A 21621-nucleotide genomic window follows, 5' to 3' on the forward strand; every position below is an offset into this window, starting at 1 on the left:
TCCACATTTGGCCCATCGGAAAGATCAAAAATGAAACAGTCACTTTCGTTCGAACAAGCCGCAAAAAGCGACATTCCTGACCTCTTGGAGCTTCTCAAGATCCTCTTTGAAATTGAAAATGAGTTCCGATACGATCCCGAAAGACAAGCGGCAGGACTGCACCTCCTGATCGATTCGGACCATTCGGTGGTTTTTCTTTGCCGGGAAGAGAAGATCAACCGGATTCTCGCAATGGCAACGGTTCAACTTCTGATATCGACCTCTGAAGGCGGGCTGTCGGCCCAGATCGAAGATGTCGTGGTTCTTCCTGATTCCAGAAGAATGGGGATTGGAACTGAGCTACTTGCACAATGCCAAGCCTGGGCCATCGAACACGGAGCCCTCAGGATGCAACTTTCTGCAGATGACCGGAACCTCGGAGCAAAAAAGTTCTACATTCGAAACGGGTGGTTCCGCTCCGCAATGCGGATTTTCCGAAAGGGGGTTTTCCAGAACAGCGAGGGAAGATAAGTAAGAAGGTCGAAGGATGAACCGGAAAACTCTGAGAAGGACTAAAGGTCCCGGGTAGTTCGAGCAAGACGGGCCAAGGCCGCCTGAGCCGCTTTTTGCTCAGCCTCCTTTTTGGACCTGCCGCTTCCCTCCCCATAAGACCTGCCCCGAATCAGGACCTGCACATCAAACTCCTTCTGATGGTCGGGACCACGCTGGGCGACGATCTCGTATTGGGGAAGGATTTCAAGCTCCCTTTGGCAATACTCCTGAAGGTCCGTCTTGTAATCCAGAATGGAGGCAACTGATACCGTCGTCTCGATCGCCTTCTTGAAGTGGGTCAGGATAAATGCCCTTGCCGCAGCCAGTCCCCCGTCGAGATAGATTGCGGCAATAACGGCTTCCAGTGCATCGGCAAGAATCGAGCTTTTTTCTCGCCCCTGAGTCAGTTCCTCCCCTTTTCCGACACGCAGGTAGGATCCGATATCCAGAGTACGGGAAATCTCCGCCAGTGACGGTTCCGAGACGATGCGGCCCTTGAACTTTGAAAGGGTTCCCTCAGGATAGTCCGGGTGGGTGGACATGAGATGTTCCGCTATGACCAACCCGAGGACAGTATCCCCTAAAAACTCGAGACGTTCGTTATTGGATTGACGACCCTGGCGTGGATCCGCCATATACGACTTGTGGGTAAGAGCATCCTGCAGAAGATCAATCTTCCCGAAACGATAGTTGAGTGCGGACTCAAGCTCATTGAGACTTCTCTGGGTTGAGTATCGGGGAGTCAAAGGCTTTACCCTTCCGGAGAGGTGACCTCCTATGAATCGACACTGCCAAAAACCAGCGCCGCATTTGTCCCGCCAAACCCAAAAGAGTTTTTCAATGCATAACGGACTGGCATCTGTCTGGCTTCATTGGCGACATAATCCAGATCGCAATCCGGATCCTGGTTCACAATGTTCATAGTGGGGGGAACAACTTTTTCATTGATCGCCATCAGACAAAAAATGCTCTCGATCCCGCCGGCACCCCCCAAAAGATGGCCAGTCATCGACTTTGTGGCGCTGACTGTCAGCTTCCTGCTATGGTCCCCAAAAACTTTCTTGATGGCAAAAGTTTCCAGTTTGTCGGCGAAGGTGGATGTTGCATGGGCATTGATGTGGGTCACCTGATCTTTGGGTATCCCTGCCATATTGAGGGCCATCTCCATACAACGGACAGCTCCATTGGCATCTTCCGGCGGTGAGGTGATATGGTAGGCATCTCCGGTCAGACCGTAGCCCAGAATTTCACCGTAAATACGGGCACCCCTCTTGCGGGCATGCTCGTACTCCTCAAGGACCACCACACCGGCCCCTTCAGAGAGAACAAATCCGTCCCTGTCCCTGTCAAAAGGCCTGGAAGCGGTCGCAGGATCATCATTTCGGGTGGAAAGGGCTTTTGATGAGGCAAATCCTGCAATCGTCAAATCACATATCGCTGATTCGGTCCCGCCTGCCAGCATGACATCGGCATCTCCCCTGCGGATAATATGCATCGCGTCGCCAATGCAATGCGTTCCGGTTGCACAGGCGCTGACCGCACAGGAATTCGGACCAGCAAGATTCAAATGGATACCGATCTGGCCCGAGGCCAGATTGATAATGACCATGGGAATAAAAAATGGAGAGACTTTCCTTGGACCACCTTCCAGAAGAGCCGAGTGATAATGCTCGATACCCGAAAGACCTCCGATGCCGGAACCAACATAGACACCCATCCGATCCCGATTTTGATCTGTAACCACAAGACCGGAATCGTTAAAGGCCATCTTTGCGGCAGCAAGGGCATAGAGAATAAAGAGATCCATTTTCTTGACTTCTTTTCGATCGGTCCAGTCCGATGGTTCAAAGCCCCGAACCTCCCCGGCAAAGGTCACCGGAAAACCGGTGCTGTCAAACCGGGTGATCGGACCGATCCCCGAGCGCCCGGCCAGAAGGTTTTTCCATGTCTCGGAAACAGAATTGCCCAGAGGAGACAGCATTCCCATCCCGGTGACAACGACCCGCCGGTGCCCGGAGCCTGACATCAAACCCGCTCGCTGATATAGTCGACTGCACTCTGGACAGTTGCAATCTTTTCCGCATCCTCATCAGGAATTTCAATTCCGAACTCTTCCTCAAGAGCCATGACCAACTCAACAGTATCGAGGGAATCGGCACCCAGATCCTCGACAAAATGGGATTCCGGCTGAACTTCACTCATCTCGACACCAAGTTGCTCCGAGATAATTTTTTTTACGCGCTCATCAATAGCCATACCTAAACACTCCTTTAGGGCGATCCTTTCGCCAACAATTCAAACTGTTTCCTCGGCCCTGCGACCCCAAAGGGGTGCCGGTAGGGCCGCATCCCGGCGATCAGACGAGAGCGATTCCGCCATTGACATGAATCGTCTGTCCTGTCACATAACCGGCTTCCGCGCTGGCGAGATACACAACGGCAGCAGCCACTTCCGATGACAATCCAAATCTCCCTGCGGGAATCCGCGAGAGAGCACCCTCACGAACCTTGTCCGGGAGTTCCCTGGTCATGTCCGTCTCGGTAAACCCCGGTGCCACCACATTCACCGTAATTCCACGAGATGCAACCTCCAGAGCGACACTTTTCGACATGGCCACAAGCCCGCCCTTAGACGCGGCATAATTGGCCTGTCCCGGATTGCCTGTCGTTCCAACAACGGAAGAAATGGAGATGATCCGTCCGAATCTCTCCTTCATCATGGGGCGAAGAACCTGCCTCATCAACCGGAAAGGGCCGACGAGGTTGGTCTCGATCACGGAAAGGAAATCCTCGTCTTTCATCCGGACCATCAGACCATCCCTGACGATCCCGGCATTGTTCACAAGAATATCAATGCGCCCGGAACGATTCAAGAGAGTCTCAACTCCATGGCTGATCGAATCGGGATCCGATACATCCATAAGCAGTTGCTCTCCCCTTCCGGAAAGACCTTTTATCATTTCCGCAAGCTCAACGTTTTCGGAGCGAACACCGAAATAGACATGAGCCCCGGCGGCATGAAGGGCCAATGCCGTTGAGAGACCGATTCCCCGGGCAGCTCCGGTCACCAGTGAAACCTTACCGCTCAGATCAAAGGGACTCCTCATAAGGACCCCGGTCGATCTGACGAAAGCCACTCGGCCTCTTTCGCGATCTTTTTTCCAAGTCCTGTTAAAACGGATCCAGGGCCAACCTCAAGGAAGGATGTCGCACCAAGTCTTATGGCCTCCCTGACGCAGTCCTCCCAAAGTACCGGTTTTCGAATCTGTTCGACCAGGCGGATCTTCAGCTCGGACGGATCAGAAGAGGCCGTTGCCGTCTGGTTTGAAATCACGGGACATCGGGGAGCCTTCCATGTCATCCGGTCCAAAACCTCTTCCATTTTTTTGGCTGCACCATCCATAAGCGGAGTATGGGAAGGGACCGAAACCGACAAGGGAACGATTTTTCTGGCGCCTGCCTTTCTTAATGTCTCAAAGGAGTCTTCGACCAGAGACCGGGTTCCGGCAATCACAATCTGGCCAGGACTGTTGAAGTTGGCCGCTCCGATAAAGCCGGCCGAAGGAGAAGAGGCCTTTCGGATCTCCTCCAGAATATCCACGAGTGCGGATCGTTCCATTCCAAGAACCGCCGCCATCAGACCTTCACCTTGTGGAACGGCCTCCTGCATAAAAGAACCACGCTTGTGAACGGCAATGAGTGTCTCCTCAAAGGACAACGCCCCGGCCAGAACCAAAGCAGAATATTCCCCCAAAGAATGTCCAAGGACAAGATCCGGAAAGACCTTCAGTGTCTCGCTCACCCGGCCGGAATACAGTGTTGAGAGGAGCAGAAGTGCCGGTTGGGTCCATTGGGTCTGATCAAGAAGGTTGTCCTTTCCGGAGAGAATCGCCTCCATGTCAACATTCAGCAACTCCCCTGACCGACGGATCAGATCCCGTTCGGCAGGCCGGTCAAAAGAGGCCGCCATGTTGACGTACTGGGAACCCTGTCCCGGGAATATCCATGCTTTCACTTGCTGTCCTCCGGAGAAAAACGATCCATCTCCCATGTCAACAACCCGGATCCCCATGTCACACCCGCACCGAATGCCGTTACCACAACCCGATCTCCTTTTGCAATCCGTCCGCTTCTGACGGCTTCATCAAGGGCAACCGGAATAGAGGCGGCTGAAGTATTTCCATAACGTTCGATATTCAGGCAGAAACGGTCTTCCGAAATTCCAAGACGTTGACCCACTGCACCCAGAATCCTTCCGTTTGCCTGATGGGGGATCACCCAGTCAATATCCGAAGGAGTGAGTCCTTCCAGTGCCAGCACCTCCCTGATGGAAGATTCGATCGTCCGAACCGCCATCTTGAAGGTTTCAGCCCCTTTCATCCGTATCTTGGTCAGATTCTGGGCGACCACCTCGCTGGAAGCTGGCAATCGGGATCCACCACCTGGAACATAGATCATCTCCCATCCTGCCCCGTCGGCGTGAAGAGCCATTTTGCCCACTCCACGGGATCGGGGATCTGATGATGCGGACAACACCAATGCTCCGGCCCCATCACCAAAAAGCACACACGTTGTCCGGTCCTCCCAGTCCAGATATCGGGACATCACCTCTGCACCAATCACAAGGATTTTTTGGGCAGAACCGCTTTTGATCATTGAGTCGGCAACTTTAAGGGCATAGACAAAACCGGAACACACGGCATTCAGGTCGAAAGCAAAGGCCTTCCCCGCGCCGAGATCCCTCTGGACAAGACATGCGGTGGAAGGAAAGGGCATGTCCGGAGTCGTCGTCGCAACAATGATTCCGTCAAGATCCGCCCCGGAAATTCCCGCCATTTCCAAAGCCTTTTTTCCGGCAAGAACCGCCAGATCAGATGTAGCCTGGCCAGGTGCCGCAATTCGCCTTTCACCGATGCCGGTTCGCTCCCTGATCCAGGAATCGGATGTCTCGACAATCGACTCAAGATCAAAATTCGTCATGATCCGGTCAGGAGCATAGGATCCTGTTCCTGAAACAATCGATACCAGAGGATCCATCACAGACTTTCCTGAATTTTCGAAAGGCGGGAGACAAGATCCCCCGAAGCCACCGATTTCGCAACCCGAAATGCGTTAAAGATCGCCAGATCCGAAGACTTTCCGTGACAGATGAAAAAGGGACCGTTCACACCGAGTAGAGGAGCACCGCCGTATTCTGCATAGTCAATTCTCTTCTTCATACGGGAAAGGGCCGGGCGAATCAGAAGTCCTCCGACACGTGCCAGGGGAGAGGAGAGGACCGCCTCACGAACCATGGTCATCAGACTATCCGCCAGTCCTTCCGCGGTCTTGAGGACAACATTCCCGACAAATCCGTCGGTCACAACCACATCCGCCCCACCTTCAAAGAGTTCCCGCCCCTCGATATTTCCCGCAAACGGAAAGCCTGTTGTCCGCATCAGCTCGGCGGTTTCCCGCACAAGCTCATTTCCCTTGCCATCCTCTTCTCCGTTTGACAAAAGGGCAACCCTCGGCTTGTCAATGTTGAGGGCCATCCGGGCGTACTCATGGCCCATTCTTGCGAACTGAAGAAGGTGATGGGGCTTGCAGTCAACATTGGCACCCGCATCAAGGAGAACAAATGCTCCCTTGCGGTGAGGAAGGATCGTTGCAATGGCAGGACGGTCTATGCCCTTGATTCTTCCCAGAACAAAAAGCGCCGTCGCCATCGATGCTCCGGAATGGCCTGCAGAAATGACCGCCTCCACAGCTCCGTCCTTCAAAAGCGAAGTCGCAACCCAGATGGAAGATTCCTTTCGCCTTCGAACATCTGTGGCACCATCAGACATCAGGATCGTATCGGAGGCGTCAGCAATGGTAAAGGGAATATCTTTCAATCCCAGAGTAGCGATAGTCTTCTCAAGGTCCGGACGATTGCCGACCAAAACAGGCAAAACCCCTAAACTCCGGTATGCCATTGCGGCTCCCGAAACCAGGGGCGGAGGGCCAAGATCCCCTCCCATCGCATCAATGGCAATCTTCATCAAGGGGATGATTTAGCCGTTCTTGACCCGGATAACAGCCCTGTTCTTGTAAGTCCCGCAGGCGAGACAAACATAGTGGGGGCGTTTTGTCATACCACAGGACGGACAGAGCACATGGGCTCCGATGGTCAGTTTTTTATGTGTTCTTCTCTTGTCCCTGCGGGTTCTCGAGATTTTGGTTTTTGGATGTGCCATGGTCAAAAACTCCTTGTCATCTGTCTATCATTAATCGAACAAAAAGAAAAAAGCGAATTCTTCTTTCAATTTGGCGGGAACATCCATTCCCTCGGAATCAACCAGAATAGGGAAACTGGCAGATTTCGTCATTTGCGGCCAATCAATGCGCCGATGAAAATTCCTGAAGGGTAGCCTCTCCCTATGAGGGACAGATACAACCTCCGTCGTTCAGACTTTTTCGGCAGACCTCACACAATCCGAGGCAATCTTCTCTGCATAGCGGGTATTCCGGCAGACTGACCAGGATCAACTCACGAATCCATGGAAAAAGATCGATCCACCCATCATTCTCATACTGCTCGTTTTCCGGATAGGTTGGACCACCTTTTTTTCTATGGATAAAAAGGCTCCGCTCGGTCAATTCTCCCGACACGGGAAAGATCGCAAGGCAACGGACACACTCAATGTTGACCTTGTAGCGAATCTCCGACCTGACTAGAACATCCGTTCCTTGTCTAAAAAGGCCTGCGGAGAAAAACACTTCGGATCCGGAAAACTCTTCGCCCCAGAGCTTCGACGCAAGGATTTCACCCGATAGGGTTAGCTCTCCACCTTTACGCTCATCAGGAATTTGGTCAAGATGTGCCCGGTAAAGAGGAACATCGGATTCTATCGGCCGATCAGACATGTGTCAAGCCTTCTTTTCTGAATGGTCAAAGGTTGGACATTTGCAATGTGTTTCAAAAGATCCCGTCTTCAGCCGGCAAGGGTTTTCAAAATCTCTGAAATCCGGGTAGGGACATCCGCAAAGCCAAGGATTTCACGCTCTCCTGTTTTGCGCACCTTGATCTCCACTTTCCCGGCAGCCAGATTCTTCTCTCCGCAAATCACCTGCACCGGAAATCCCTTTAGGTCCGCATCACCAAATTTCACCCCTGCACGAAGATCCCTGTCATCAATATAGACCTCGTCCGGAAATCGGCTTTCGAGATCTTCGATCATCGAGATCACCGACGGATTCTCGCTCGCCACCGGGCCCAGAGGAAGGACTGATATCTGAAAAGGGGCCATGGAAACGGGCCAGATGATTCCTTTTTCATCATGGGATTGCTCGATAGCACACGCCAGAAGACGTGACATTCCGATTCCATAACATCCCATGACGAAGGGCTTTTCCTGCCCATCCTGGTCCGAAAAAAGGCCGTTCATGGGCAAACTGTATTTGTGACCAAGGTAGAAGACGTGGCCAACTTCAATAGCCGTTACCCGGGAAACATCAGCCTGACAAACAGGGCAGGTGGTGATTCCTTCCGCTTTTTCAATGTTGGCGGCCCAGTCACAGCTGGAACAGGAAATAACGGTATCTTCACCTGACGGAGCCATGATCATGAACTCATGGGAGAGATTGCCTCCTATCAGACCGGAGTCGGCTTCGACCATTCGGGCACGAAGACCAAGTTTGCGGAAAATTTCCTTGTAGGCCTCCTGCATTTTTTGGTAAATGGCCTTCGCATCTTCTTCGCTTGTTGAAAAGGAATAGGCATCCTTCATGATAAATTCCCGACCACGCAAAAGGCCAAAGCGAGGGCGGATCTCATCCCTGAATTTTGTCTGGATCTGATAGACAAGAACAGGAAGTTGACGATAGGAGCCAACTAGCCCTCCAATCAGGCTGGTAACAACCTCCTCATGTGTCGGACCCAGGGCAAAAGAGCGTTCATGGCGATCCGAAAGGCGAAAAAGCTCTTTTCCATACTTTTCCCAACGACCTGTTGACTCCCAGAGATCGGCAGGCTGCAGAGATGGCATCAGGATCTCAAGCCCCCCTGCCCGGTTCATCTCCTTCCTGACAATGGACTCGATCTTTCGAAGGACTCGCACAGCCGAAGGCAGGTATGTATAGATTCCCCCCGCCAGCTTGTGAATGAAGCCCGCACGAAGCATCAGCTTGTGACTTGCGACCTCTGCATCCGACGGGTCTTCATGCAACGTCAAAAAAGGATCCGAGAGGGATCTCAACGGGCCCCTCCCATGGCAGGATGCATTGGCAAACCGTTTTTCAGCGGATTCGCATTGGGATCGATACCCTCTTTCCGCATCTTCTCGACCCTTTCTTCGACCTTGGCAATAATAAACTCCTCGATCTCGACGTCCTTGATTTTCTTGACGACCTCTCCATTTTCAAAATAGATGCCCACTCCCTGCCCACCGGCGATTCCGAGATCCGCTTCCTTCCCTTCGCCGATACCGTTGACCACACAGCCAAGGATGGAGACATCCATCGTTTCCGAAATATGAGCCAATCTCTCCTCAACACGCTGGGCAATCCCGACTACATCGATTTCAAGGCGGCCGCAGGTTGGACAGGCAATGATATTGACTCCTCTGGAACGGAGACCAAGTGATTTGAGAATCCCCCAGGCGACTTTGACCTCTTCAGCAGGATCGGCCGCAAGAGAGACCCTGATGGTATCGCCAATGCCGTTCGCAAGAAGGTATCCCAGTCCGACAGATGACTTGACCGTCCCCGAAAGCAGGGGGCCCGCCTCTGACACACCGATATGAAGAGGATAATCACAGCGCTCTGACATCAGGGTATACGCATCAATGGTATCGGGAACATTCGACGCTTTCAGGGAAATCTTGATATCGTGAAAGTTTTCCTTTTCCAGCAAATGGACATGTCCAAGAGCCGACTCAACCATGGCCTCTGGTGTTGGATGACCGTATCGTTCAAGGAGATCATTCTCGAGACTTCCGGCGTTGACTCCGATTCGGATGGGGATTCCCCGGTCACGGCATCTGTCAACAATGGCACGGACCTTGTTCTGATTGCCGATGTTTCCAGGGTTGATCCGGACGGCATCAATCGCTCCGTCGAGAACCTTGAGCGCAAGGTGATAGTCAAAATGAATATCGGCAACGATCGGAATCGGGGACCTGAGACGAATCTTGCCGACCGCCTCGGCAGCCTCCATGTCGACGACGGCAAGGCGGATAATTTCACATCCGACCGTGGCCAGGGATTCGATTTGGGAAACGGTGGCCTCGATGTCTCTCGTATCGGTCGTTGTCATGGACTGGATTGCGACCGGTGCACCATCCCCGATCGGAACGGAACCAACATTGATCCTGCGTGTTTTTTTACGATTGATTTTCATATTTTCGTCCTTTTTCTTCCAATTAAGTTTCAGAACATTCAAACCGGAAAGCGGCTCATATCAATGGGAACCAAAAACCCTCATCAAGTCATTGTAAAAAGCAAAAACCATGATCGAAAGCAAAAGAACAAAACCCACCTGCATCGATATCTCCCTAACCCTGACTGACAGGGGCCTCCGGAGAAGTCCCTCCGCAGCCAGAAAAAGGATATGCCCGCCATCAAGAACGGGAACAGGAACCAGGTTCATCACACCAAGAGTTACACTGATGAACCCCATAAAAACCAGAAGGTTCACAATGCCGGACTGGGCCGCTCTGGCAGACATCTGGGCGATCAGGATCGGCCCCCCCAGATTTTTTGAAGAAATCTCCCCTGTTACAATCTTCCCGAGTGAAATAACGGTGATCTTGGTGACATGGACGGTCTTGAGAAAACCTCGCCCCAACCCGGCGAACAAACCATATCGCAAAGTTGTTGTCTCACCCCCCGGAGCCACACCGATCTTTCCCTGAGGAACGCGTTGCCCGTATATGTTCTGACCCATCATGCTTTCAGGAGACAGAGAAATGGAAAGGTCCTTCCCATTTCTCCCGACAACGAGAGTGATGGGCTTTCCGATACGGTTTTCCACAAGTCCTCGAAGGTCGTCCCATGTGGAGAGCGAATGGCCATCTACTGACAGGATCCGGTCTCCGGGAAGGAGTCCGACCTTTGCTGCCGGTGAACCGGCCATGACCTTCCCCACAACCGGCAAAAGGGCAGGAATTCCCGCCCAGAACACCACGGTGAACAGAAAAAAAGCGAGAATGAAGTTGGCAACCGGGCCGGCCGCGGCGATCGAGATCCGTTTCCAGACCGGAAGAGCTCCAAACGATCGGGCCTGGTCTTCCGGGCTTACGGACTCGGGATCCGTTTCCCCGAGCATCTTTACGTATCCGCCGAGTGGAATCCATGCAAGCCTGTATTCAGTTTCTCCAACGGTTTTGGAAAAAATCTTTGGGCCAAAACCGATGGAGAACTTTTCAATCTTGACTCCAAAACGCTTGGCCACCAGAAAGTGCCCCGACTCGTGGATGACGATCAGGACACCCACGACCAGGATAAAAGACAGGAGAGCTTCCATTTAATTCCTCCTGGCGCCACCTGGAACAGGTGCCGCCATCTGGCCATTATGATTGGGATTGCCCGGAATCTCTTCCGTTCCGGCATATTTCTCAGCAAGTTCCTGTGCTTTGTTACGGGCAGCTTTCCCTGATTTTCGTATCTCATCAAGGGTTCGAGCCTCAAAAACCGGGGCCTGCTCAAGAACTTCTCCCTGAATCCGGGCGATCAGACTGAAGGGAATCTTTCCTTCCAGAAAATGAGCCACAGCCACTTCATTGGCCGCATTCAGCCAGAGACAGGATTGTCCTCCACGCTCAAGGGCCCTGTATGCGTGCCGAATCGAGGGAAAAGCCTCATGGTCAGGGTGATGGAAAGTCATCTGCCCCAACAAGACCAGGTCAAGACTCTTGACATCAAGAACCAGCCGCTCATCCCCGGATATCGCATAGCTTATCGGTCCCCTCATGTCGGGAACACCCATCTGGGCAAGGACCGAACCATCCACCAGCTCGACAAGCGAATGGATGATGCTTTGCCTGTGGACAACAACCTCTATCTTCTCGGAGGGAAGATCGAAAAGCCAGCGCGCTTCAATCACCTCTAGCCCCTTGTTCATCAGGGTCGCCGAATCGATGGTGATTTTGGGTCCCATCCTCCATGTCGGATGGTTCAGCGCCTCCTCGACAGTCACATGGGCCATTTCTTCTTTTGTTTTCCCGAACATTGGTCCACCGGAAGCGGTGAGAATAACCCGTCTGACACTTTTCCAGTCATGCCCCTTCATTGCCTGGTAGATCGCACTGTGTTCCGAATCGACAGGAACCAGTCTGGCTCCTTTCTCCCGAATACGCCCCATAACGGCACTTCCGCCGGCAACAAGGGTTTCCTTGTTGGCCAGGGCAATGGTCCTTCCGGGGAGAATCCCCTCCCATGTGGGGGGGAGACCCGCGTCACCAACGATTGCCGACAGGAGAACTTCGGCACCAGGATAGGCTGCAACAGCAACGGCTCCCTCCTCACCGGACAAAACCTTGATTCCTGAACCAAAAAGAGACTCCTTGCAGGAGGAATACACCTCTTCGGCCACAGAGAGAATCTCGGGTTCAAAGAGACGGGCCTGCTCAAGAGTCACTTCAAGATTCTTTCCGGCAGCCATTCCAAGGACCTTAAAACGATCCGGATGCTTCAATACGATATCAAGAGCCGAACGGCCGATCGAGCCGGTTGAGCCCAGAACGGACAGGCTGGTTCTACTCATTATCAAGACCTCATAAAAAAACGATATGGGGAGCCCCGAAGAAAACGGGGAATCACGTCCAGATTTTTAACGAAAACCCCTCCCAATACACCAAAAACAAATAAAAAACCGGCGCATTGAAGAGAAGACTGTCAATCTTGTCCAGAAAACCGCCATGTCCGGGAATCAGCCCCCCGGAATCCTTCACTCCGGCGTATCGTTTGAATGCCGACTCGCAAAGATCCCCCAGCTGACCGACACCACCCATGAGAAGCGAGATCGCCAACAGATCTCCCAAAGCAACCCCCGGAATGAGCATCCGATGAAAAAGAAGGGTCCAGATGACACCTCCGGCAAGACCACCCACCGCCCCTTCCTTCGTTTTAGAAGGAGACAAGGCAGGCGACAATTTGACCTTTCCCATGGTTTTTCCGACAGCATAGGCAAAGATGTCCACCGCCCAAGTGAATCCCAGAACGAACAGGACAAGCTTCCCTCCCTCCGGAAGGGCCCTGAGAAGGAGGACATACCCCAGAAGATACGGGATGTAGACCAGTCCGGCAAGAATGGGGAGCATTGCCGGAACATCAGGAAGAAGGTCACCTTCCCGTCGGGAACGCCCGGAAATCGACACCATCAGAATCGCCAGAAACAAAAGCGCCAGAAGATCCCCAGGGGAAATCTCCGAAGCCGCTCCCTGGGAGGAGAGGTAAAAATCGAGGATCAGAAAAATTCCGCAGATGCGGGCCACCCAAGGGAGGACAGGGGAGACTCCACGCGGCAACATCATCGACAAATACTCGGAAAAAGCCAGGAACATGACGAGGAGGATCAGGACAAGCAGCGCCCAGCTGGAGCCCTTCAGCAATAGAAGGACAAGGAGCGGAACAAGAACCAATCCAACAGCAACCCGCTGAAAAAGGTTCTTCAAATGGCGCCTTCATCAGGCGTTGCCCCGGTCCTGCCAAAACGGCGAACCCTTTCCTGATAATCCATCAATGCCCGACGGTAATCTTCTTCCGAGAAATCCGGCCACAAGGTCCTGGTAAAATGCAGTTCCGTATAAGCGATCTGCCACAAAAGGAAGTTGCTGACCCGGACCTCACCGCTCGTCCGAATCAGAAGATCCGGCGGGGGGAGATCCCTGGAATCCAGATAATCTGAAAAACGTTCCGCTGACAGATCTTCTGGAGAGAGAATCCCCTTCTGGACATCCCTCGCAAATGCAGTCGCCGCTTTTACGATCTCTTCTCTCCCGGAATAAGACAACGCAAGCGTTAACACCATACGATCACAGGCCGAAGTACGATCTTCCGCCATCCGTATTTTTTTAAAAACCGACTCAGGGAGCCGCTCGCGTGCTCCAACAACCGAAAAACGGATGGAATTGTTCAGCATTGTCTGTATCTCCTGATCAATAAACTCCTCCAGGAGAGCCATCAATGCGTTGACTTCAAGACGTGGTCTGGTCCAATTTTCCCACGAAAATGCATAGAGGGTCAAATACGGGATATTCCATTGCCTTGAGGCTGTCACAACCCGCCTGACGCTCTCGGCACCTGCGCGATGGCCCATCACCCTTGGCAGATGCCTTTTCGTCGCCCACCTGCCATTTCCGTCCATAATGACCGCGACATGACGGGGAGGATTCGAGAGCCAGGAAAGGTCGACTTTTTCGCTGTCCGGAGACTCGGCGTTGATGGTGTGCTTCATGGATGGGATCCCGAGGATGGACGGTTGATGAGAGATGGTGGAGATCCACCCTGACCGAGAGCCTTCAGAACCTTTCCCGGCAATGGGAATATCTGGATTTTCCCTTCATTTTCATAGAGGTTCTGGATATTCATGAAATTGAAAACCGGCTCCGTAGCCACAAGAAGCCTCGGTTTCAAAGTGGCAGGATCCGTTCCGATCGCGATATCGGTAATAAAATCCCTGACCCGGGTCAAGCGACCCAATAAAGTCCAGTTGACTCCAGTCCAACGGTAAAAATACACCTGTCCATACTGGTAGCCCTGAAATCTCGCCACGGGAGAAGAGACCGGAACATTTTTATAGACAATCACGATAGGACGATTCTGTCCTTTGGTCGAAGAAATGGTCAGGATACGTCCTTTCAAATGGACCATTCTTGTCCTGACGGGGAGAAGCGCATGGGGACGGCCAAAAACGTAATGATCATCATACCCGCCGAGAAAGAAAGGACTTTTGAAGCGAAGATCCCCATTCGCACCAAGATAGGTCAGATGGTTGTCCTTCGAGAGCTGAAGGAAGCGGGTCTTACCGGAAATCGTGATCGGCAGCGATCCGAACAGTCTGACTCTTGCGGGCCAATCAAGCGTCCGTCCCTTTTCGAAGTGATCACGCACCCAGTCCATCTGGTAGATCTTTCCCAGAAATGGCCTGTTCACACCCATTTTTTGAGCCAGAAGCCGATCATGTCCTCCCGGAAGATGGACAATCCTCAGATAGAGACGAACATGCTTCCAGATGCGCCGGAGCTTTCCTCCTGAAACATCAAGAACATAGGAGTCGGGTGTTCCTTCGACAATACTGCTGACAGCGATCTGGTAATGGCTTTTCCAGCCGGATGGATCCTTGTCGGATGCAGGGTGGTCATCCATAAGATGTCCTGCAGAAACGAATATGTGGAGATTTCTGATCACTCCGGGATTGGATTCAGAATACCTCACCCTGAACCCGTCGGGGGAAAACTCTCCCAGGAGAACCTTCTTCCCGTCGGAAAAAGCAAACAGAGGACGACCGCTGATACTTTTCCCGATGGGCACTATGAATTTGGGAATAAAGGAGACCGAAAGCACGGACGACGGCTTTGAAAGCGGCGGCAAGCTCGTGGTGATGAATCCCCCAACGCGGTGCTCTCCTTTTCCGACCTCGGCCATGAGGGGAGAAATGCCCTTCATCATTGCGGAAATATGAGCCATCGGCTGTCCGGTCGCGCCTGACACTATGGAAATCGTCATCAGGGCCCTCTGGCCGACAATCGTTGTATCCACCAAAAAGAGGTAGTCCACACCGAGAAGAATGGAAAGCCTTTTCAGAACCGCAGGGTCCTCCCTGGAAACCCTGCCAAGGCTTCCAAGAGTTGCTTCCACCTTGAATGGGTCGAGAACCCGGAATCGCTCCGAGTGGTCAAGGCGCTGCTCAAGATGAGCCATGACCCTGATGTCTGCATAGTTCGATTGGGGAATCACCGCCAACGGTATGGGTGCCCCGGAAAGTCGTACACGATCTCCAACGGCAGGGCTTTCTCCGGATGTATCCCTCGAAAAGAAACCCGAGCTGGTCTGGTCTGCGACCGACTCCACTGAAAGGCGCCCAAGCTTTTCCTCCCGGAAACCGATCACTTCATCCGTATAGGGATCCCTGAAAGGTTGCCCCCTCCTCACAACGGTCAAAACCATCCCCTCGGTGATTCCGGAAGAGGCGCCCTTGTCCAGGGAAACGGTCGAACCGTCAACGGAAGTGATATTTCCATAAACCTCAGGAAAATAGGAGGACAGGACCCTGACAACATCCCTGGTCCTGACCAGTGGAGCGTCCAGGGGAGTGCTCGACGGAGAGGCGGCAACAGCGTTGGGGAGCAGAGGTCCGCAGAAGGAAACGTCCGCAAGAAGGAAAAAGGAGATTAACGAAAAACAACAAAATCCCCTCAAGAATGCCATCATGTCATGCCTCTGGTTATTCCATCCGGAGAGAGATCAATCTTCCGGAAAGCAGGTCTTGAAGGCAAGCCGGGCATCGTCTGGACATCCCCTGCATAAACAGTGACAAAACCGGCCCCTGTAAACGCCCTGACATCCGTCACTGGAAAAACATAGCCACGGGGATCCCCTTTCAAAGCCGGATCATGTGAAAGCGAAGCCCATGTCTTGGCAATGCAGACCGGCATCGTCTCTGCCCCGAGAGATTTGGCGACAACCAGACTTTTTCTGGCCCTGTCCGACCACGAAGCCATTTTTGCACCATACATGGTTGTCACAATGCGAGTCACTTTATCTTCCAGGGAATCTTCCCGGCGATAAAGGGGAGTCACCTGACCATTATGGTGTTTAGCCGTTTCCATGACGACCCGCGCAAGGGCAAGCGCTCCTTCGCTACCGTCCCTGAAATGTGAACAGACCACCGCATCGGAAGCACCTGCATCGATTGCGTGCCGGCGAATAATGTCCCACTCTTCTTGTGAATCCTGGGGATGGGAGTTGATCGCCACAACGACCGGAACTCCGAAAGAGCGGATATTTTCGATTTGGCGACGAAGATTCGCGCATCCCCTGTCAACCGACTCTGGATGGGGCGAATCCAGAATTTCCGGAATAGGTTTGCCCGCCGTGGTCTCCGCAAGCCCCCCGTGCATCCGGAGGCTCTTTGCCGTAGCGACCAGAACGGCCACATTCGGCCCCCTTCCGAGAATGGGGGATTTTATGTCAAAAAATTTCTCCCCGCCAAGATCAGCCCCGAAACCGGCCTCCGTCACAACACATTGGGCCCCTGAAAGGGCAACCCAGTCTCCGATGACGGAAGAGTTTCCATGGGCAATATTCGCAAAAGGCGATCCGTGAACAATCGCAGGCGTGCCCTCGCAAGTCGCCATAAGATTCGGCCAGAAGGCCTCACGAAGAAGTGCCGCCATCGCCCCGTCGACACCCAGATCCCTTGCCGTAACAGGGGTGCCATCGACATTCGCTCCAACCGTAATTTTAGATAGTCTCCCCGAAAGGTCGGAATAGTCTTTTGCCAAAGCCAGAATCGCCATCACTTCCGAACTCACCGCAATCGAAAATTCCGTTTCCCGGGGAATCCCGTTCGCACGTCCCCCCAGGCCGATCACCACCTTCCGGAGAGGACGATCATTCAGATCCACTACCCGGGGGTAGTTGATGGAGAGAGGGTCAATCCGAAGGGGATTGCTGTGGGAGAATTCATTGTCGATGGCCGATGCCAGAAGATTGTGTGCCGATGAAACGGCATGAATATCCCCTGTCAGGTGGAGGTTCAGGACATCCATCGGTTCAATGGTCGACCTTCCTCCTCCTGCACCACCCCCCTTGATTCCAAAAACAGGCCCCATTGAAGGCTGTCGAATCGTGACAACTGTCCTTAAGCCAAGACGGTTCAAGGCCATCGAGAGGCCGATGGAAGTGGTGGTTTTTCCTTCTCCAAGCGGAGTGGGAGTCATTCCCGTCACAAGGACATAAAGTGCGGAAGAAACTTTTGAGTCATCAGGAGAAAGCCCCAGAGATGGAGAGGGCAAGTAACGGGGGTCAATTTTTCCCCTGCCTGGCCCGAAGCGGTGAAATCGGTCAGATGGAACACCGAGGGAACGGGCAAGTGATTCTAAATCGATCAAAGTCATTCTTTCCGGAGGGTTGAGCAGAAGTCGTTTTTTGCCTGTCGAAGGTCAGGGAAAGGAGCCAGGAGGATCCATTCACCAATGACCCCGGTCAAACGCCATTTCCTGAAGTATGGAATGAAACAGCCTGAAAGACAAGAGCCGAAGCTCAGAAAAGTCTCCGGGAGGTCTGTGATTTCACCACATCAAAAGACCCATCAGCCACTTTCTGCCATCTGTCTTTGAAGATCTCCCCGTTTTTTCTGTCGCATCGTTATGGCCGATAACAAAATGCCGAGTTCATATAAAAACACCATCGGGAGATACATGATCATCATATTGAAAAAGTCCTGTGTGGGAGAAAGGACCGAAGCCACAACGGCATTTCCGACCAACGCCCACCGTCGTCCCTTCCGGAAAGATTCCGGCGTCACCCAGCCAATGGATGTGAGGAGAGCCATGAGAAGAGGAAGCTCAAAGATCAGTCCGAAAACAAAAAGGAACCGAAGTTCAAAAGAGATGGTTCGGTCAACCGAGAGGAAGGGAGACAGTCCCTCGGACTGTCCAAAGCCCACCAAAAAATGAAGCGCCTGGGGAAGGGCAAGAAGATCCGAAAACACAACCCCAAGGAAAAAAAAGACAGTCAGCCCAAATAACCATTTAAAAACCCGTTTTTTTTCCTCCCGGTAAAGCCCTGGCGCAACAAATCTCCAAATCTCCCACAACACCAGCGGGTAGGAGATCAAAAGCCCCATCGTCAGGGCAACCTTCAGTGTGATCCAGAACGCTTCAGTGGGGGTTGTAAAGACAAGCTTGGTCCCTGACTTGGAGCCAAGCCAAGCCAGAACCCTGTTCGAGAACGGGAAACAGACAATCATGGATCCCGAGATCCACAAAACCCCTCTCAACACCCGGGACCTGAGCTCTGAAAGATGGGAAAGAAACGGCAAGCGGTCCATCAGACAGACGTTACTCCTTTTCTAGCCTGATGTTTTGAATCATGGGAAACTCTCCACCTTTCTGATAGGGCTGGGGAAGAGGCGTCCAGTCATCGGGTTCCGCCGGTCTGCCCTCTTCCATGATAGACCGGGAAATATCCTTGACCTCAAGAAGGATTGGAGCAAGCCTCGTTCGTGCAAGCCGGATGAAACGCCCGGTCTTGGTCGCAAGGGACGGCCATTCGGACGGCTTGACCACCAGCATGATCAAAAGAAAGATGAAGATAAGGTCAGGCCACCCGATCCCAAACACCCAGACACCCCCGCAACAGAATCTCCCAGATACAATCCGAACCGCTAAAGACCGGCCAACCCAACCGTCAAAAGCTCCATAAGCCTTTCTCCCATGTTCGGCCGATCGTTCATTTCCCCGGTAGTATACACCATCACAATCGCATCATCCGACTGTTCATCCACTGACCACTCGGGGCCATAGTATCCCTTCCTGATCCCTGACTGCCGGAATCCCAGACGGAAGTACAGCTGTTTTGCGGGACTTCTTGAACGAACCTCAAGGTAAACAGACGAGATCCCCGACAGATGACACCCTGACAAGAATCGCCGGAACATAGACGAGCCGATGCCCTTGTTTCTCCAGTCAGGGTGAAGGAAAAACGTGTGGATTTCCACCTCGTCAAGAACGCAATATCCTCCAATCAGTCCCAGAAGCCCCCCAGCTTGTGGGGAAACGATTCCGGCGTGAAAAGAGTGTGTCGGTTCCGTGACCTCCCTGACAAGAGATGGTCCAAGAGCATTGATCCGGGATTCAATGGACGGAAGGCCCGAAATGAACCGTGAAAGGAGTTCAGGCCAAAGCCCCGTCGACAGATCGACAAAACGGGGATCCTTTAGTTCAGCTGGCCCGACTCTCCGATTGTGAACCTCTTCACCGGAACCGGATTGTTCAGAAAAATCCATCAGAATCCTCGCTCCTCCGAATGGTCAAACCGCATTTCGACCATAGACAATGGAACGGTCACCACCAAACAAAACAGCAGCTCGTCCCTGATAAATCGGATCAGGAGGGAGATCCGTTCCTCTGGGGAAGGAAAGACTGGGCCATAAAAGTTCTGGTTCAGCTGGTAAATAAATCACTCCAGGGCCAATAACGGTCACATTCCGAACCTGCTGAAGGAGCTCGCCAATCTCCACAGGTGTTTCCATGGGAGACCAATCCGGATCACAGATCCAGTCTCCCGTGATGGGGTCTCTGACCCTTCGTTCCCCCAAAACCTCCGACTGTCTGGCATCAATGACCAAAAGAAGAGCATCGGAATCGACCAGACGCCACTGGAGAGCCAGCGTATCAAAGGGAGAGACACTCACCAGCGGAACTCCCAGAGAGATCGCAAGCCCGCTTCCGAAAGAATGAGCAACACGAAGGGAGCTATAGTTCCCAGGCCCTTTCGAAACAGAAATCATTCGGATATCCGTTGATTTTTTCTTTGAAGACTCCAGGAGGAGAGCGACCGACTGGGGAAGAATTTCGCTCGCCGCCCCGGAGGCCGACAAAGACACCTTTCCCAAACATTTCTGATCATCCAGAAGGGCCAGCCCCAAAACTCCAGTGGAACACTCAACAGACAGATGGATCATCCTTTTCTCCCGACATCTTTCAGCAAATCAATCGCCTCCCGGAGCTCCGTCACCGGATGAAAACTGAGCCCACCCATCTTTCCGGCACGAAGGGGGTCCTTTTTGGTTTTGGAAGAATCCGCAGACCCGCCGGGCAGGATGGCATGCCGGAATCCATGTCTTTCCGCTTCTTTCAAGCGTTCGGCAAGATGCGGGATACGCCGGACCTCTCCGCCAAGACCGATCTCCCCCATGACAACCCAGTCGGAAGGAAGAGCCAGGTTCCTGAAGGAGCCCGCAAGGGATAACGCAACGGGAAGATCGATCGCCGGCTCGTCCACGTCGACACCTCCCACAATATTGACAAAGAGATCCATCCCGCCAAGTTCAAGCCCCGTTCGCCTCGACAATACCGCAGTCATGAGCGAAAGTCTCTGGAGGCTGACCCCTTGGGCGACACGCCTGGGGTTCGGGAAGACTGTCGGATTCACAAGAGTCTGCAACTCGACCAGAATCGGTCTGGATCCCTCCATTCCAGGAACAATGATGGATCCGGACAAATTGGGGCGCCTGCCCTCCAGGAAAAAGGAGGAGGGGTTTTCGACCTCCCGAAGCCCTTCCGGAACCATCTCGAAAATCCCCAGTTCTCCCGTTGGTCCGAAACGGTTTTTAACCGACCGGAGCATCCGCAGGGGGTGATGCCTTTCCCCTTCAAGATACAGGACCGTGTCCACCAGATGTTCAAGAACTCTGGGTCCCGCAATCTGCCCATCTTTTGTCACATGGCCAATGACAAGAACCGTTACACCGGATTTTTTGGCAACCTCCAGAAGAAGTGTGGCCGATTCCCTTAAAAGCGCCACGGAGCCTGAAACAAGTCCCATCTGGGGCATCGTAATCGTCTGGATCGAATCCACGACAAGGATTTCAGGAGAAAGACGAACAACTTCAGCCAAAACAGCCTCAAGGTCTGTCTCCGCCATCAGGTGAAGCGCTCCTGATGGCTCCCCCAGACGGTCATAACGCATCCGTATCTGCTCCGGAGATTCTTCCCCGGCAGCGATCAACACTTTTCTGGAACGAGCAATTCGGGACAATGCCTGCAGGATGAGTGTGGACTTCCCCACTCCCGGGTCCCCTCCCAAGAGAACGAACGAGCCGGGAACAAGACCTCCCCCCAACACCCGGTCAACCTCGGAAAACCCTGTCGCAATCCGTTCAATCGTCCGGCTACCCACTTCAGAGATCGGAACAGAACGGGGCGCCTGATCATTCTTTTCATTCTGGATAATTGCCTCAAGACGAGTTGCAGGAGCGACCCATTCGACCAGACCATCCGGGGCTTCGTGACAATTTGGGCAAAATCCCATCCACCGGGGAGATCGATATCCGCACGCTGGACAAACGAAAGACGCTTGATCTTTTCGGCTCATTTTCCCTTTCCGCCATTCATACGGCCGA

General features: G+C 52.9%; 23 protein-coding genes. 1 reads left to right on the forward strand and 22 read right to left on the reverse strand.

Going from position 1 to position 21621, the window contains the following annotated elements; all coding sequences use genetic code 11:
* Positions 1–30: 30 nt before the first annotated feature.
* A complete protein-coding gene (locus tag LFE_RS09945; RefSeq protein ID WP_014450093.1) occupies positions 31–510 on the forward strand; it encodes a GNAT family N-acetyltransferase in 480 nt (159 codons plus the stop codon).
* A gap of 41 nt (positions 511–551) precedes the next feature.
* Here LFE_RS09945 and rnc read toward each other — a convergent pair whose 3' ends face one another.
* From rnc to radA, 22 genes are all read right to left on the reverse strand, one after another.
* Positions 552–1277, reverse strand: a complete 726-nt coding sequence (gene rnc, locus LFE_RS09950; protein ID WP_014450094.1) for a ribonuclease III — start codon at positions 1275–1277, stop codon at positions 552–554.
* Positions 1278–1306: 29 nt separating this feature from the next.
* Positions 1307–2557, reverse strand: a complete 1251-nt coding sequence (gene fabF / locus LFE_RS09955; RefSeq protein ID WP_014450095.1) for a beta-ketoacyl-ACP synthase II — start codon at positions 2555–2557, stop codon at positions 1307–1309.
* Positions 2557–2787 (reverse strand): acyl carrier protein, encoded by a 231-nt coding sequence (acpP, locus tag LFE_RS09960; protein ID WP_014450096.1) that lies wholly within the window; start codon positions 2785–2787, stop codon positions 2557–2559. Before acpP ends, fabF begins: the two co-directional genes overlap by 1 nt.
* A 100-nt stretch (positions 2788–2887) precedes the next feature.
* The gene (gene fabG / locus LFE_RS09965; protein ID WP_014450097.1) at positions 2888–3667 is read right to left on the reverse strand and encodes a 3-oxoacyl-[acyl-carrier-protein] reductase; all 780 of its coding nucleotides are present in this window, start codon (positions 3665–3667) and stop codon (positions 2888–2890) included.
* A complete protein-coding gene (gene fabD, locus LFE_RS09970; RefSeq protein WP_014450098.1) occupies positions 3634–4545 on the reverse strand; it encodes an ACP S-malonyltransferase in 912 nt (303 codons plus the stop codon). The genes fabG and fabD overlap by 34 nt, the downstream gene beginning before the upstream one ends.
* Positions 4542–5567, reverse strand: a complete 1026-nt coding sequence (locus LFE_RS09975; RefSeq protein ID WP_014450099.1) for a beta-ketoacyl-ACP synthase III — start codon at positions 5565–5567, stop codon at positions 4542–4544. Before LFE_RS09975 ends, fabD begins: the two co-directional genes overlap by 4 nt.
* On the reverse strand, positions 5567–6553 hold the full coding sequence (gene plsX, locus LFE_RS09980; protein ID WP_041774352.1) for a phosphate acyltransferase PlsX: 987 nt from the start codon (positions 6551–6553) through the stop codon (positions 5567–5569). The genes LFE_RS09975 and plsX overlap by 1 nt, the downstream gene beginning before the upstream one ends.
* Positions 6554–6565: 12 nt before the next feature.
* Complete coding sequence (rpmF, locus tag LFE_RS09985; protein WP_014450101.1) at positions 6566–6748, reverse strand: 50S ribosomal protein L32; 183 nt, start codon at positions 6746–6748, stop codon at positions 6566–6568.
* A 181-nt stretch (positions 6749–6929) separates the two neighbouring features.
* Positions 6930–7418, reverse strand: coding sequence for a YceD family protein (locus LFE_RS13220; protein WP_014450102.1), 489 nt, complete (start codon positions 7416–7418; stop codon positions 6930–6932).
* Between the two features lie 68 nt (positions 7419–7486).
* Positions 7487–8749: a proline--tRNA ligase gene (gene proS, locus LFE_RS09995; RefSeq protein ID WP_014450103.1), complete on the reverse strand. Its 1263-nt coding sequence runs from the start codon at positions 8747–8749 to the stop codon at positions 7487–7489.
* Positions 8746–9891 (reverse strand): flavodoxin-dependent (E)-4-hydroxy-3-methylbut-2-enyl-diphosphate synthase, encoded by a 1146-nt coding sequence (gene ispG / locus LFE_RS10000; protein ID WP_014450104.1) that lies wholly within the window; start codon positions 9889–9891, stop codon positions 8746–8748. Before ispG ends, proS begins: the two co-directional genes overlap by 4 nt.
* A gap of 60 nt (positions 9892–9951) precedes the next feature.
* Positions 9952–11016, reverse strand: a complete 1065-nt coding sequence (gene rseP / locus LFE_RS10005) for an RIP metalloprotease RseP (protein WP_014450105.1) — start codon at positions 11014–11016, stop codon at positions 9952–9954.
* Positions 11017–12255: a 1-deoxy-D-xylulose-5-phosphate reductoisomerase gene (gene dxr, locus LFE_RS10010; protein WP_014450106.1), complete on the reverse strand. Its 1239-nt coding sequence runs from the start codon at positions 12253–12255 to the stop codon at positions 11017–11019. It abuts the gene before it with no gap.
* 52 nt (positions 12256–12307) lie between these two features.
* Positions 12308–13165, reverse strand: coding sequence for a phosphatidate cytidylyltransferase (locus LFE_RS13225; RefSeq protein ID WP_014450107.1), 858 nt, complete (start codon positions 13163–13165; stop codon positions 12308–12310).
* Positions 13162–13947 carry an isoprenyl transferase gene (locus tag LFE_RS10020; protein WP_014450108.1) on the reverse strand — a complete coding sequence of 262 codons (786 nt, stop codon included), beginning with the start codon at positions 13945–13947 and terminating at the stop codon, positions 13162–13164. Before LFE_RS10020 ends, LFE_RS13225 begins: the two co-directional genes overlap by 4 nt.
* Positions 13944–15923, reverse strand: a complete 1980-nt coding sequence (locus LFE_RS10025; RefSeq protein ID WP_014450109.1) for a hypothetical protein — start codon at positions 15921–15923, stop codon at positions 13944–13946. Before LFE_RS10025 ends, LFE_RS10020 begins: the two co-directional genes overlap by 4 nt.
* Entirely contained in the window at positions 15920–17611 is a 1692-nt protein-coding gene (locus tag LFE_RS10030) for a formate--tetrahydrofolate ligase (RefSeq protein WP_014450110.1), read from the reverse strand. The genes LFE_RS10025 and LFE_RS10030 overlap by 4 nt, the downstream gene beginning before the upstream one ends.
* Before the next feature lie 194 nt (positions 17612–17805).
* Positions 17806–18546, reverse strand: a complete 741-nt coding sequence (gene tatC, locus LFE_RS10035; RefSeq protein ID WP_014450111.1) for a twin-arginine translocase subunit TatC — start codon at positions 18544–18546, stop codon at positions 17806–17808.
* 10 nt (positions 18547–18556) lie between these two features.
* Complete coding sequence (locus LFE_RS10040; RefSeq protein WP_014450112.1) at positions 18557–18838, reverse strand: Sec-independent protein translocase subunit TatA/TatB; 282 nt, start codon at positions 18836–18838, stop codon at positions 18557–18559.
* Positions 18839–18882: 44 nt separating this feature from the next.
* The gene (locus LFE_RS13230; RefSeq protein ID WP_014450113.1) at positions 18883–19503 is read right to left on the reverse strand and encodes a GNAT family N-acetyltransferase; all 621 of its coding nucleotides are present in this window, start codon (positions 19501–19503) and stop codon (positions 18883–18885) included.
* Positions 19504–19527: 24 nt separating this feature from the next.
* Positions 19528–20181, reverse strand: coding sequence for a tRNA (adenosine(37)-N6)-threonylcarbamoyltransferase complex dimerization subunit type 1 TsaB (gene tsaB / locus LFE_RS13235; protein ID WP_014450114.1), 654 nt, complete (start codon positions 20179–20181; stop codon positions 19528–19530).
* Positions 20178–21593: a DNA repair protein RadA gene (gene radA, locus LFE_RS10055; RefSeq protein WP_041774357.1), complete on the reverse strand. Its 1416-nt coding sequence runs from the start codon at positions 21591–21593 to the stop codon at positions 20178–20180. The genes tsaB and radA overlap by 4 nt, the downstream gene beginning before the upstream one ends.
* Positions 21594–21621: the final 28 nt, after the last annotated feature.

The sequence above is a fragment of the Leptospirillum ferrooxidans C2-3 genome, from assembly GCF_000284315.1.
In the GTDB taxonomy this organism is placed as follows: Bacteria; Nitrospirota; Leptospirillia; order Leptospirillales; family Leptospirillaceae; genus Leptospirillum; species Leptospirillum ferrooxidans.